The 12,973-nt window shown below is 66.2% G+C and carries 13 protein-coding genes; 7 read left to right on the top strand and 6 right to left on the bottom strand.

Translation table 11 applies throughout. The features are described 5' to 3' along the window. Positions 1 to 269: 269 nt before the first annotated feature. The 3 genes from QNI11_RS11935 to QNI11_RS11925 all read left to right on the top strand — a co-directional run bounded on the left by QNI11_RS11935 (position 270) and on the right by QNI11_RS11925 (position 1,964). Positions 270 to 905 carry an XRE family transcriptional regulator gene (locus QNI11_RS11935; RefSeq protein ID WP_283980296.1) on the top strand — a complete coding sequence of 212 codons (636 nt, stop codon included), beginning with the start codon at positions 270 to 272 and terminating at the stop codon, positions 903 to 905. A gap of 85 nt (positions 906 to 990) precedes the next feature. Continuing rightward, positions 991 to 1,518: a GNAT family N-acetyltransferase gene (locus QNI11_RS11930; protein ID WP_283980295.1), complete on the top strand. Its 528-nt coding sequence runs from the start codon at positions 991 to 993 to the stop codon at positions 1,516 to 1,518. Next, positions 1,518 to 1,964, top strand: a complete 447-nt coding sequence (locus tag QNI11_RS11925; RefSeq protein ID WP_283980294.1) for a DMT family transporter — start codon at positions 1,518 to 1,520, stop codon at positions 1,962 to 1,964. Before QNI11_RS11930 ends, QNI11_RS11925 begins: the two co-directional genes overlap by 1 nt. A 113-nt stretch (positions 1,965 to 2,077) precedes the next feature. Here QNI11_RS11925 and QNI11_RS11920 read toward each other — a convergent pair whose 3' ends face one another. Further along, positions 2,078 to 3,262, bottom strand: a complete 1,185-nt coding sequence (locus QNI11_RS11920; protein ID WP_283980293.1) for an MFS transporter — start codon at positions 3,260 to 3,262, stop codon at positions 2,078 to 2,080. A gap of 111 nt (positions 3,263 to 3,373) precedes the next feature. Here QNI11_RS11920 and QNI11_RS11915 point away from each other — a divergent pair, with 111 nt between their 5' ends. Both QNI11_RS11915 and QNI11_RS11910 read left to right on the top strand, forming a co-directional pair. Further along, on the top strand, positions 3,374 to 3,577 hold the full coding sequence (locus QNI11_RS11915) for a winged helix-turn-helix domain-containing protein (protein WP_283980292.1): 204 nt from the start codon (positions 3,374 to 3,376) through the stop codon (positions 3,575 to 3,577). A gap of 24 nt (positions 3,578 to 3,601) precedes the next feature. Next, the gene (locus QNI11_RS11910) at positions 3,602 to 4,795 is read left to right on the top strand and encodes a PLP-dependent aminotransferase family protein (protein WP_283980291.1); all 1,194 of its coding nucleotides are present in this window, start codon (positions 3,602 to 3,604) and stop codon (positions 4,793 to 4,795) included. A gap of 228 nt (positions 4,796 to 5,023) precedes the next feature. Here the strand turns inward: QNI11_RS11910 and QNI11_RS11905 are convergent, their stop codons facing one another. Next, entirely contained in the window at positions 5,024 to 5,785 is a 762-nt protein-coding gene (locus tag QNI11_RS11905) for a phytochelatin synthase family protein (protein ID WP_283980290.1), read from the bottom strand. A 394-nt stretch (positions 5,786 to 6,179) separates the two neighbouring features. Here QNI11_RS11905 and QNI11_RS11900 point away from each other — a divergent pair, with 394 nt between their 5' ends. Beyond that, positions 6,180 to 7,121 (top strand): YihY/virulence factor BrkB family protein, encoded by a 942-nt coding sequence (locus tag QNI11_RS11900; RefSeq protein WP_283980289.1) that lies wholly within the window; start codon positions 6,180 to 6,182, stop codon positions 7,119 to 7,121. 251 nt (positions 7,122 to 7,372) lie between these two features. Here the strand turns inward: QNI11_RS11900 and tcuB are convergent, their stop codons facing one another. The 4 genes from tcuB to QNI11_RS11880 form a co-directional block, all read right to left on the bottom strand. Then, positions 7,373 to 8,428, bottom strand: a complete 1,056-nt coding sequence (gene tcuB / locus QNI11_RS11895) for a tricarballylate utilization 4Fe-4S protein TcuB (protein WP_283980288.1) — start codon at positions 8,426 to 8,428, stop codon at positions 7,373 to 7,375. Continuing rightward, positions 8,418 to 9,812 (bottom strand): FAD-dependent tricarballylate dehydrogenase TcuA, encoded by a 1,395-nt coding sequence (gene tcuA / locus QNI11_RS11890; RefSeq protein WP_283980287.1) that lies wholly within the window; start codon positions 9,810 to 9,812, stop codon positions 8,418 to 8,420. Before tcuA ends, tcuB begins: the two co-directional genes overlap by 11 nt. Beyond that, complete coding sequence (locus QNI11_RS11885; RefSeq protein ID WP_283980286.1) at positions 9,809 to 10,492, bottom strand: GntR family transcriptional regulator; 684 nt, start codon at positions 10,490 to 10,492, stop codon at positions 9,809 to 9,811. Before QNI11_RS11885 ends, tcuA begins: the two co-directional genes overlap by 4 nt. A 282-nt stretch (positions 10,493 to 10,774) precedes the next feature. Continuing rightward, positions 10,775 to 11,779 carry a LacI family DNA-binding transcriptional regulator gene (locus tag QNI11_RS11880; protein ID WP_283980285.1) on the bottom strand — a complete coding sequence of 335 codons (1,005 nt, stop codon included), beginning with the start codon at positions 11,777 to 11,779 and terminating at the stop codon, positions 10,775 to 10,777. Between the two features lie 133 nt (positions 11,780 to 11,912). On the opposite strand from QNI11_RS11880, the gene QNI11_RS11875 reads away from it, so the two are divergent. Further along, the gene (locus QNI11_RS11875) at positions 11,913 to 12,971 is read left to right on the top strand and encodes a sugar phosphate isomerase/epimerase (protein ID WP_283980284.1); all 1,059 of its coding nucleotides are present in this window, start codon (positions 11,913 to 11,915) and stop codon (positions 12,969 to 12,971) included. Positions 12,972 to 12,973: the final 2 nt, after the last annotated feature.

The following is a 12,973-nucleotide window of genomic DNA, read 5'->3' as shown; positions in this document are numbered from 1 at the left end:
ATTTCGGTTCAGGAGGGAGCCTGCATTGCCCACCTGCGAAATGCTTCGAGGGTGAGATGTCGTCTTGCTCCGGGCTTCACCGTGACTTGCGTCTGCAGGCGGCAGGTGCCCGGCACCTTGCCGGCTGGATAAGGCGAAAGTCGCGGAAGGGCAACACATGACTTGAGAGGTGCGGGTCCAAGGCTCCAGATGCCAGACATCTGCGCGGCCGGGTCCGGTTCGTTTGGTCAGATGCGACCTCTCAGCGCCGCACGCAAGTCGACACCGCCATGCAAAAGGAAGTCGCCCTGGTATCCACCATGATCTTGCCGGAACATCAATCCGTCTACTATGGTAGCACGATGAAGGGTGACGACATCGATAACAGGCTTGGGGCCCGCATACGGGCCGAGCGGGAAAGCCGCGGCTGGTCGCTGACCGATCTGGCCGAACGGGCCAATGTTTCCCGGGCGATGATCCACAAGGTCGAGCGCGCCGACAGCTCTCCGACGGCCAATTTCCTAGGCAAGCTCTCCGGTGCGTTCGGGCTCAGCATGTCCACCCTTCTGGCCCGCGCCGAGGGCATGGGCGGCAGCCTCCTTCGAAAGGAGGATCAGCCGGTCTGGGTCGACCCGGAGACCGGGTACATCCGTCGCCAGGTCTCTCCCAGGTCCAATATGCCTCTCGACCTCGTGGAGGTTACCCTTCCGGGCGGCAAGGAGGTTCCCATGCCTGCCTCGGCCTACGCCTTCATCCGGCAGTTGATCTGGGTGCTCGATGGCGAGCTGACCTTTGTGGAAGGTGCGGTGCGCCATGAACTTCATGCGGGCGATTGCCTCCATCTGGGCCCTCCCGCGGATTGCGTCTTCAGGAACGAGGGCGCGAGGCCTTGCACCTATGCCGTGGCGGTTCTGTGGGACGGGTGAAATAGCCTGACGCTTGTGCGTTCATATTGACGAATTGTCCATTATGATGGACGGTGATCGCAATATGGTCACAAGGGAATCAACCATGCTCGTGCGCGATGCCGAAGACCGTGACCTCGAAACGGTCACGGCGATCTATAACGATGCTGTCACGCAGACGACGGCGATCTGGAACGAAACCGAGGTCGACGTGGAGAACCGCCGCGCCTGGCTCAGGGAGCGGCAAAGCCTCGGGTATCCGGTGCTGGTTGCCGTGTCGGAGGACGGCGACGTTTTGGGATATGCCTCCTTCGGGGACTGGCGGGCCTGGGACGGATATCGTCATACCGTCGAGCATTCCGTCTACGTCCGGGCGAACCAACGCGGGGCGGGGGTCGGCAGGGCGTTGATGGAGGGCCTGATCGACCGCGCCCGGGCCGCAGGCAAGCACGTCATGATCGCCGGGATCGAGGCCGGGAACACCGGCTCGATCCGCCTGCACGAAAGACTGGGTTTCGAGCAGGCGGGCCTTCTGCGGCAAGTGGGCACGAAATTCGGGCGGTGGCTCGACCTTGCCTTCCTGCAGCTGGTGCTCGACCAGCGCCGCGCTCCCGATCGCCCGGCAGGGCAATGATGCCCGGCCTCGTACTCGGCCTTCTGGTCGCAGCCGGTGCGACACTGGTGGCGCAGAACCTCGTGATGGCGAAAATCACCAGCGCGACATCCTCGGTGCTGGCGGCACTCATGATGAACTCGGCGGTCGGATTGGCTTTGCTGTCGGCGCTGATGATGTGGCACGCCGGGATCGGCGGCGTTGGCGAGATCGCGAAGACGTTCAGGCCGTGGTTCCTGATACCGGGTCTTCTGGGGACGTTTTTCGTCTTCGCCAGCATCAGCGGGTATCAGTATCTGGGCGCCGCTCCGACCATCGCCATACTGGTGGCAAGCCAGTTGCTGTTCGGTCTGGCGTGGGACATATCGCGGGCCGATGATCTCTCCTTGCAAGGACTGATGACCGTGGCGCTTGGTGCCGGATTTCTGGTCTGCGGCGTCGTCATCATAGTGTGGCGCGCACCGTAAGGCTGACTTGCGGTCCTCAGTCGTCATCTCCGCTGAACTCGGTCGCTGCGGCGAAGCGTTCCCTGTGGGCCCTTCATGGCGACTTGTCGCAAGGGCCGAGAGGGCGGGGGCCGTTATGCCGACGACCCTGATGTCATGCCCGAATGCGTGGTCCCGACCTGTCTCACCTGCCGGGCGCGCTGCGCGATCACCAGCCCCGCCAGACAGGCAAGCTGCACGCCAAAGAACACGGCCATGGCCGGCACGACGCCGATCCGATCCGCCAGACCGCCGGCAGCGATCACCGGCACGGAGAAACCGCAATAGGCGTAGACAAAGAGACCGGCGGTTGCGCGTGCGCGGTTCTCCGGCGCCAGCATCGAGACCTCGGAAAGGGCCGACAGGTAGGTGAAGCCGTAGCTGGACGCGCTGGTAAGACCCGTGCCCAGGAGGATCAGCGGGATAGACTGCAGGGCGGCCCCGGCCAGCAGGCCCGCAAATCCCAGCGGGATCAGGCAGAGCCCGAGGCGCAGGGCGCGCGGGTTGCTCATGCGCCGTGCCAGCGGCTGGCAGAGAAAGCCCACGAAGAGCGCGAGAAAGATCACTGGCCCGGACCACGCACCGAGCCCCTGACGGTCGAGCAAAAGCGGCACCACGGCGATGGTCATGCCGGTGGAGGCCCAGCTCAGTCCAATCGCGATGCCATAGGGCGCGCTGCCTGCGGGGAAGACCGGAAGGCGCAGCATCGACACGCGCCGCGGCACCCATGCCCGCGGCAGGGCGAGGCACGACAGCACCAGCAGGGGAACCGCGAGCAGCAGGAGCCGGAAGCTGGCGGGTGCAAAGCTCGGGCCTTGGGCCATCAGGCTGAGGCCGGTGGCAAGTGCCCCGCCGCCGAAACCGAGGGAGGTGGCCGATGTCACCACGAGCGCCGCCGGTTTTGCCCGCGGCTCGCCCATCAACTCGGTCATGTAGGCGGTGCCGGACGTGGTGGCGAGCGCAGTCCCGGCGCCAAGAAGCACCCGCGCGATGACCAGTTGCACCCAACCCGGCGAGAGGGCCAGCAGCAGCGTCGCCCCGCCGCTGAGCAGCAGCGCGCAGACCAGCGGGACTTTGCGTCCGATCCTGTCCGACAGCCCGCCGAGGAAGATCAGGGTCGGCATGAGGCCCGCGACATAGGCGGCAAAGGCCAGGGTCGCCGCCGTGGCGCCAAGTCCGCTGGTTGCGACATAGGCGGGGTATAGCGGTGCCTGCAGATTGACGGCAAAGGTCACGGCGAAGAGGCAAAGCGCAAGGATGGGAACGGAAAAGCGGGGCATGGGATCCTCGATGGCGGAACGTTCAGGCCACACTGTCGGTGGAGGGCTGGTCCCGACAGGGACAATGCAATACAGTTTCACCAAACTGTATTGATCGGATGGGCAGTACACATGGATGGGCCGACGCTTTCCCGGACCGGTGGTCAGACCCTTGTCGAGCAGGTCATGGAGGTCCTCGGTACCCGCATCGCCGGACGCAAGGCCGCGCCCGGGAGCAGGCTGCCCTCGATCCGACATCTCGCCGATCAGCTTGGCGTCTCACGCTCGACGGTTGTCGAGGCCTATGACCGGCTGGTGGCCGAAGGCGTGGTCTAGTCGCGCCGCGGCTCCGGGTTCTACGTGGCCGCGCATCTGCCGCCCTTTTCGCTAAGCGACAGCGGCCCGGCCGTGGCGCGGGAGATCGACCCGCTGAGGATCACCCGGCAGGCGCTCGACGGCTGGCGCATCCGCGCCAACCCGGGCTGTGGCTGGCTGCCGAGCAGCTGGATGCCGGAGGAGGAGATCAGGCGGGCGCTGCGCAGCCTGGCCCGGTCGCCGGAGGCGGGGTTGACGGAGTATGGCACGCCGCTGGGCCTTCCCGAGTTGCGCAACCTGCTGGCCGTGCGGATGGCCGACAGTGGCGTGGAGGCGCATCCGGACCAGATCATGTTGACCGAGAGCGGGACCCAGGCGCTGGACCTCGTCTGCCGGCTTCTGCTTGAACCCGGCAGCAAGGTGCTGATCGACGATCCGTGCTACTTCAACTTCCTCGCGCTCTTCCGCGCCCACCGGGTCGAGGCCATAGGCGTGCCGCGTACCCCGAGCGGACCCGACCTCGACGCCTTCGAAGCCGCGCTCAAGGAGCACCGGCCGCGGCTCTACATCACCAATTCCGGCCCGCACAATCCGACCGGCACGGTGATCTCGCCTGTCAGCTGTCACCGCATCCTGCGGCTGGCCGAGGCGCATGACCTGCTGATTGTCGAGGACGACATTTTCGCCGATTTCGAGGATCATCCGGCCCCGCGGCTGGCCGCCTTCGACGGGCTGGAGCGGGTCGTCCAGATCGGCAGCTTCTCGAAGACGCTCTCGGCCTCGATCCGTTGCGGCTACATCGCGGCGCGCCCGGCATGGATCGACCCGCTCGTCGATCTGAAACTGGCCACGTCCTTCGGTGGGGGCGCGCTTTCGGCCCAGTTGTTGGTGCATCTGCTGAAGGAGGGGAGCTACCGGCGGCACGTTCAGGGCATGCGGACCCGGTTGGCGGGGGCGCGGAGCGCGCTGACCCCGCAACTCGCGGAGATCGGCATCACGCCCTGGCACGAACCGGAGGCCGGGGCGTTTCTCTGGTGCCGGCTCCCGGATGGCGTGGACGGTACGGCGCTGACGCGGGCCGCCTGGGAAGACGGGATCGTGCTTGCCCCGGGCAATGCCTTCAGCGTGTCACGCAGCGCCGGTGCCTGCATGAGGTTCAACGTGGCGCAAATGGTTGGGACTTCGGTCATCGACGACCTGCGGAGGCTGACGGGCGCTCAGAACGCAACGCGGGCGTGATCCGGAAAAGCGACGGTGACGCAGTTGGGGAGACCCGGGCGGAAGAGGCTTTACCGGGGGATCAAGCCGATGTGGCTTTCGCGAAAAGGTTCGGAGCGGACCTGCAGAAGCGCGGCAGGGGCGGCGCACGCCGACTCAGCCGTGCGCCACTCGTAGTCCATGCCCGGCATCCGGCACTATGGCTGAGCCAGTCCCGTGTCGGCCCCGGCAGGCGCGTGGCGACAGGGTCTACCCGCCGCGCTTGACGTGGACGAAGCCGCCTGTTTCGCCTTCCAGCACGCCGTGCTCGGCTGAGGTCGGCTTCAGCATCGCCTCCAGCAGAACCGGCACCTGGGTCCAATAGGGGATGTACCATTCCTGATCCACCTCGAGGATCAGCACCCGGTCTTCGGCGGCGTTGTAGGCCCCGATCAGCGAGACATGCGGCCCGTCCCAGTCGCCGGTGATCACGCCCTGGTTGAAATAGAGCAGAAGCACATCTTCCGCGGTTTCTTCGTTGGCGGCCAGCATCTCGCGCAGCTGTGCAAGGGTCGCGTCATCGGCTGTGGACGGCTTGAACGTCTCCACCTTGTAATCGGTCATCTCAAGGGCTGTGAGCGTCTTGCCGGTGAACTCCGCCAACTGGTCGAAGGTCACCCCGTCGCCGCCCTCTGCCGAAAGTCCGGCCCATGTGGCATCGCCCAGTTGCTCAAGCAAAGCCGGTTGGGTCAGCACGGTATCTTCAGCATGTGTTGGCAGGCCGCGCAAGCCGTTGACGGCGGCGGTGACAGAGGCAATCGAACAGGCCGACGTGGTGAACTGAGGTTTCACGAAAGCGGAAAACGCCCAGTAATCCGGGGCAGGGCTCTGCCGCAGATAGTCCGTTTCGGCGGGGAGCGGCGTGGCATTGGGGCCGAGTTTGGGGGCGGCCCCGTCGGCCATGGCAGAAGAAGAACCGCAGAGGGCCGCACCGCAAAGGAGGGCTGCCCGGGCAATGGTTAAGCGTGTCATGCGTCAGACGTCCTGAGAATACAGATAAGCAAGCAGTAGCACCGGGCTGAAAGCTGTCAACGCGGATTGCCTGGCGACGTGGCGGTGGACTCTGCCGAGGACTGAACCGGTATTGGCCCGCGCCCCCTGGGCTTCGTTTGGTGAATTGCCCAGTTTTCGTTCTCTGGCAGTTCCCCGACGAGGTGACAGGTGCCGCAGCGTGTCCGCACCTGAACGGTCATTCGCAATGGAAGTCCCACCCTGTCTGGATGCCGGGCAAAAGTCCGATACATCTCGGATTGCGGGCGGGGGCATCCTGATCCAATGCTGGCATCCCGACGTGCTTTGGCGGAAGGTGCCTCGGCCCGCCGATCGCAACAGGGGCGGACACCCGGCCAGAAGAGAAGGACGCCGCATGGCTGAACGTACGCCGACCGAAGCGGGTCGGGACGCCGTCATCACCCACGGCATCGTCACCGACAATCCCGAAGGCCTGCTGCGCGGGACCGGTTGGCGCGCTGTCTGGAGCGTTCTGCGCGAGGCCGGTCTGCGGCTGTGGAGCGACGATGCCTTCGGGCTTGCCGGGAACGTGGCCTTCCGGGTGCTTCTGGCCGTCTTCCCTTTCCTCATCTTTACGTCGTCGCTGACCGCCTTTGTCGGCAATCAGAGCATGGCCGAAGACTTGATCTCGTTTCTCATCGCCATCGTCCCGCCCACGCTGATCGAACCGATCGTCGCGGAGGTGCGTCAGGTCATGACAGTCCAGCGCGGCGGTGTCCTGTCGGTCGGCATCCTGCTGACCGTCTGGTTCGCCCTCGGCGGGGTCGATGGCGTCCGGATGGGGCTCAACCGTGCCTACGGGGTGCGCGAGACCCGGGCGTGGTACGTCCTCTATCCTTTGATGGCCCTGATGGTGGTGATCGCCAGTCTGGTGCTGGTGCTGGTTGGGTATCTTCTCGTGCTGGCCCCGCGCGCCGGGTCGTGGCTGCACGTCCTGTTTCCCGGGTTCGATCCGGCCTCTGTCACGGTGCGCTTCGTGCGGTACCCGGCGGCAGCGCTCATCCTCGTCTCGTCGCTGTTTCTGGCGCATTTCTTCCTGCCCGCCCGGCGCACGCGGTTTTCATCGATCTACCCCGGCGTGCTGTTCACGGTCGGCGCATGGATCACGCTGACCGTGGCGTTCTCGTTCTACCTCGGCCATTTCGCCACGTACGCGAGCTATTACGGCGGCCTCGCGGGGATCATCGCGGCGCTCTACTTCCTGTATCTGGCGGCGCTGGTTCTGATCTTTGGCGGAGAACTCAACCGCGCGATCAGAATTCGCCGCCTGTCGCGCGCCATGCGGGGCGAGGTGTAGGTATCCGCTCCTCGTGCCGACCTGCCGGGTCTGGCCATGCCTTGATGATTGCGTGACTGTCGGTGCTTCGGACTGCACGCCGACATTCATGCGCGCCCCTGCGGGCCAACCGGCTTGTCTCCGGACGGCGGCGAGCGGTTTTACTGGGCGCGCCGAATGCCTGCCGGGAGCCATGATATGGGGCTCCCGGCCATCGCTTCGGATGGGGAGCCCCGCGGGGGATGATGGTGCGCCTGAAGTCGCGCCAGGCCTCAACGCTGCGCGTCGACGACGAGGGCGGTGAGACGATAGAAGCCGTGGGCCATCTTGGTGAACGGGGTCAGCAGGAAGAAGGCCAGCACAGCGCCGAGGTGCAGGACCAGCAGGAGCGGCATGGCGCCGGTCTGACCCAGGGCGTAGAGCAGCAGGCCGCTGAGGCCCACGAAACCCAGGAGCCCGACGAAGGCGACCTCTCCCCCGAAGGCCTGCGTCGCGCCGAGCGCCCGGTCGGATCGAAGCTTCAGCCGGATCATCTCGGCGCAGCCCAGCACCAGCAGGAGACCGCCCGAGATCCCTAGCAGTTTCGGCAGGGAGAAGATGCCGTAAGGCGCGGGCATGTCGAGCGCGTAGTGCATCACCGTGGCGACGCTGGTCGAGGCGAAACACAGCAGGAAACCGTACATCACCGCCTGATGCGCCATCCGGCGGGCGTGGGAAAAGCGGTCTTCGTCCTCGAAGTTGCAGCCGTCGCCGTGCCCGCCCTTGAGGTTCCTCATGTTGGCAGCCTGCTTAACAGCCTTGACCAGATGTGCAGTCCGGAACGGCCCGGCGCCGACCCGCTGCCAGTAACGGCGCAGGCTGATCGCGATGCTGACCAGCGGAAAGAGGAAGGCGGGCAGGAAGATCGCCACCATCGTGTTGTGCGACAGCACGGCATAGAAGCCTTCGCCGCCCTGCGCAGCCAGCGCGCGTGCCGCCCAGAACAGGAGTGCGAAGCCGATCACGGTCGCCACGGCGATGGCGACGCCGTTCTTCTGGAAGGCCCGGCCTGCCGCCTGCGGGAAGGCGAGGTCTTCCCAGCTGTCCTGCCGGACATTGGCCAGCGCCTGCGGCAGGTTCAGGTCGAACTCGTGCGGAGCGGTGTACTGGCAGGCGTAGTAGCAGCCGCGGCAGTTGTGGCAGAGGTTCGCCAGTTGCGTGAGGTCGCCGTCGCTGAAGGCGCGCTCGGCGTGCAGTGCCGGGAACACCGAACAATAGCCCTCGCAATAGCGGCAGGCATTGCAGATCTCGGCCTGGCGGCGGGCTTCCTGGAGCAGATCAGTTTGCATGGGCGGCGGCCTCCTTGCCTGCGATGCGTCCGAAGACGGTGCCGATGGTCATGCCGAAACCGGCAAGGTAGCCTTGGCCGAGGATCGACCCGGCCATGGTTTCGCCCGCGGCCCAGAGGTTGGTGACAGGGCGGTTGCCGATGGCGCATTGCGCGTTCTCGTCGACCTTCAGCCCGAGATAGGTGAAGGTCACGCCGGTTCTGAGCGAGTAGCCGTAGAACGGCGGTTCGGTGATGGGGCGCGCCCAGTTGGTCTTGGGCGGCGTGATCCCGGTGGTCGACACGCCGTCGAGTTCGGTGGGGTGGAAGTTCGTCGTGTCGCCGCAGGCGGCGTTGAACTCTGCCACGGTCTGCGCCAGCGCGTCGGCGGGCAGGTCTATCTTCTGCGCCAGCTCCTCCAGCGTGTCGGCCTTGATTGGCGGGAACACCGACGGCATGAACAGGTTCAGCGACTTGGCGTCGATGATGACATAGCCCACCTGATCGGGCTGCGCGGCCACCAGCCGCCCCCAGATTGCGTAACGCTTGGGCCAGACGTCCTCGCCCTCGTCGTAGAACCGCTGTGCGTCCTTGTTGACCACGATGGAGAAGGGCACGCAGTCGAGGCGCGTGACGATGCCGCCGTCGAACTTGGGCGCACGGCCGTCGATTGCCACGGCATGGCATTGCGTCGGGTCGCCCACCTGTTCGATGCCCTGATCCAGCAGGTCCGCCAGCACGACGCCGCGGTTGTAAGGTGTGCCCCGGATCAGGAAGTTCTTCGCCGCTGGCCCCCAGGCGCGGGCGAGCCAGTCGGTGTCGGCCTGGAACCCGCCGGAGGCGACGACGACGGATTTCGGCGTGACGCGGTGGGTTTCGCCGTTTTGCGTGTAGTCGACGAAGGCGATGCGGTTGTCGTCGAGGTCGAGGTGGGTGACCTCGGCCTCGTATCTGACCTGGACGCCGAGACGTTCGGCGGTGCGGTAGTAGGCGTTGACCAGCCCCTTGCCGCCACCGAGGAAGAAGGCATTGGTGCGCGCCAAAGACAGCGTGCCCGAGAGGGACGGCTGGAATCGGACGCCGTGGGCCTCCATCCACGGCAGGCAGTCCTCCGAGGTGCGGATGGCGAGGCGGGCCAGATGCTCATCGGTCTTGCCGCCGGTGACCTTCAGCAGGTCGGCGAGGTATTCCTCTTCCGTGTAGCTGTCGACCAGCGGGCCGAGCGGCCCGTGGTGCATGCAGCGGAAGTTGCGGGTGTGGCGCGAGTTGCCGCCGCGATAGGGTTTTGGCGCGGATTCGAGGATCAGCACGCGGGCGCCCGCCTCGGCCGCGGTGATGGCAGCACAAAGCGCCGCATTGCCGCCGCCGATGACGACGATGTCGGGGGTGTCCTCGGTCCGGGTCACAAGAGGTCTCCATCAAAGCCGGGGGTGCGGTCGGGCAGGGCGCGGAGGGCACGCACGCGCACCCTCTGGGCCGCCTCGATGTGGGCGCGCATGGCGGCTTCGGCCAGGGCGCCTTCGCGGGCCTTGATCGCGTCGAGCACGCCGAAGTGTTCCTCCACCGCCTTGGCGGCGCGGTCCGGTTCGGTCAGCGTCGTGGGACCAAGGATCATCAGCGCCTTTTGAAGCGTGTGGATAGACCGCGCGAGGAAGCGGTTCTTGGCGGCGTCCAGAAGCGCGGCATGGAACTGACGGTTCAGAACGAAAGCCTCCGGCGCGTTGCCCAGCTGCGCCATCTGCTGGTTCATGTCGATCAGCTCCTCGATCTCGATATCCGAGGCCGCCCGTGCCGCCAGCCGCGCGGCGGTGCCTTCGAGCACGGCGCGCATCTCGTACAGCTCCATGACCTCGGCGTAATCCAGCGTCCGGATTGTCGCGCCCTGACGGGGAACATGGGTTACGATACCGTCGGCCTCGAGCTGGCGGATCGCCTCGCGAACCGGGGTGCGGGACATGCCAAGCCGGTCAGCCAGCTCTGTCTCGCGCAGGCGGTCGCCGGGGTTCAGCCGGCCTTCGCGCAGCTCGGTCAGCAGGCGGGCATAGGCGGCGTTGCCCTGCGGGGTGTTGTCATCTTCAGTGGTCATCCCGGTCTCCGTCCCATTTTGCATGCGCGTGTATACGCGTGCATACAAAAAGTCGTCAAGAGGTTCCGGCATGGGGTTTGCGCAAACATTGGTCGCATCGGTCAGGGCTCGACGGCTCCCGGCCGCGCGGCGGGTTCCTTGGGTGTCGGCTGCGGCCAAAAAGGCCGGTAGGTCCGAGGGGGTGTCCTGGCGGTAGGGGGTATCGAGGGAAGTGCCAACGGTTCCGGTTGATCCCGCGCCGTTGCCCTTGCGGCGTGCGGCGGAGGCCGGATCGTGCGGCGCTCAGCCGGCGGCGGGGCCGGTGGTGGAGCGGACGACCAGCTTCGGGACGATGAGTTCGCCGGGCATGTCGTCATCCTGTCCGCCCTCTGCCGCACTGCCCGCGATCATGCGGATGATCTGGCGGGCGGCGGTGCGGCCCATCTCTTCGCGGGGCTGGCGCAGGGTGGTCAGCGCGGGCAGGAAATGCGCGGCAAAGTCGATGTCGTCGAAGCCCACCACGCTGACGTCCCCCGGCACGGAGAACCCCAGCCGCACGCATTCGGAGATGAAACCCCAGGCGCATTCGTCCGACGCGCAGAAGACGCCGGTGGGTCGGCGGGGGAGGTCGGACCAGCGCCGGGCGGCCTCCGTCCCCGAGGAAAGTGTGAAATCGCCCTGCAGGACCTGCGGCTTCAACCCCAGTTCGCCGGTGGCAGAGAGGAAGCCGTCGCGCCGGGTCTGGGCGAGAATGTTGTCCTCCGGCCCGCTGACGTGCAGCAGCCTGCGGTGACCGAGCTTCGCCAGGTGGTCGACGGCCAGCCTTGCCGCGCCGGGGTTGTCGAGCACGAGGCGCGGCGCGTCATAGGCGTCGTTCCATTCGCTGAGCTGGATCAGCGGCAGGTTCCAGCCGTTGACGACCTTGGGGTCGATTGTGCCGTCGAGCAGCACGATGCCGTCCGCGCGCCCGTCGTAGCCGAGCGAGACGAGCTTGTCCCGGCCGATCCGGCTGTCGGAGATCTGCACGGTCAGACCGACGGAACTGGCCTCTTCCTGTATCGCCGCGAAGATCCGGCTGAAGTAGGTGTTGGCGAGGTTCGGCGCGAGGATCAGGACGGAGCGGGCGCGGCGCTGCCTCAGATCGCGGGCGGCGGAGTTGATCCGGTAGCCGGTGGCGCGGACCGCGTCCATGACCCGCTGCCGGGTTTCCTGTCCGACGGTTTCCGGGGAGGAGAGGGCGCGGCTGACGGTCGCCGTCGACACCCCGGCCAGCGATGCAACATCGACGATACGCACTCTGCCAACCATGAGGTCCCCTTCGATACCGTCATTTGATTAATCGATTACATTTACATTTGCAATTTGCGTTGCGCTTTGATGTAATCGTTTTCATAGCCACCGGGAGGACGCCGCGAATCTTGTCGCGGCGGCGGGAGGAAACATGAAGACGATCAAGGGTCCGGCCCTTTTCCTGGCGCAGTTCGCGTCGGACGAACGCCCGTTTAACGACTGGGACGGCATCACCAGATGGGCGGCCGATTGCGGCTACGAAGGCGTGCAGGTGCCCAGCTGGGACAAGCGGCTCTTCGACCTCGCCAAGGCGGCGGAATCACGGGACTATTGCGACACCTTCAAGGGCCGCGCGGCAGAGAACGGCATCACGGTGACGGAGCTGTCGGCCCACCTGCAGGGCCAGCTTGTGGCCGTTCATCCCGCCTATGACATCGCCTTTGACGGCTTTGCCGACGGGTCCGTGCGGGGCAACCCCAAGGCGCGGCAGGCCTGGGCGGTGGAGCAGGTCAGGATGGCCCTGACGGCGTCGCAGAACCTCGGGCTGACGGCACTTGGGGCGTTTTCGGGCGCGCTGGCCTGGCCCTATGTCTATCCGTGGCCGCAGCGTCCGGCCGGTCTGGTGGAGGCGGCCTTTGACGAATTGGCGGCGCGCTGGCGTCCGCTGCTGGACCACGCCGAGGATTGCGGCGTCGACATCTGCTACGAAATCCACCCGGGAGAGGACCTGCACGACGGCATCAGCTTCGAGATGTTCCTCGAACGGGTGAACGGCCATGGCCGTGCGCGGATGCTGTATGATCCGTCGCATTACGTGCTGCAATGCCTCGACTACGTGGCGCATCTGGACACCTATGCCGAGCGGATCGGCATGTTCCACGTCAAGGATGCGGAGTTCACGCCGACCGCCAAGCAGGGGGTCTATGGCGGGTTCCAGTCGTGGATCGACCGCGCGGGACGGTTCCGCAGCCTCGGCGACGGGCAGGTCGATTTCGGGGCCATCTTCTCGAAGCTGACGGCGCAGGGGTTCGACGGCTGGGCCGTGGTCGAATGGGAATGCGCGCTGAAACACCCGGAGGACGGGGCGCGCGAGGGGGCGGCCTTTGTCCGCGATCACATCATCCGCGTGACGGAGCGTGCCTTCGACGATTTCGCGGACGGCGGGGCGGATGACGCCGCCAACCGCCGTATGCTGGGACTGGAGGGCTGAGG

Origin of the sequence: Sagittula sp. MA-2, assembly GCF_030126985.1 — a bacterium.
Taxonomy (GTDB): Bacteria; Pseudomonadota; Alphaproteobacteria; order Rhodobacterales; family Rhodobacteraceae; genus Sagittula.
This window is presented reverse-complemented; position numbering and strand designations above follow the sequence as displayed.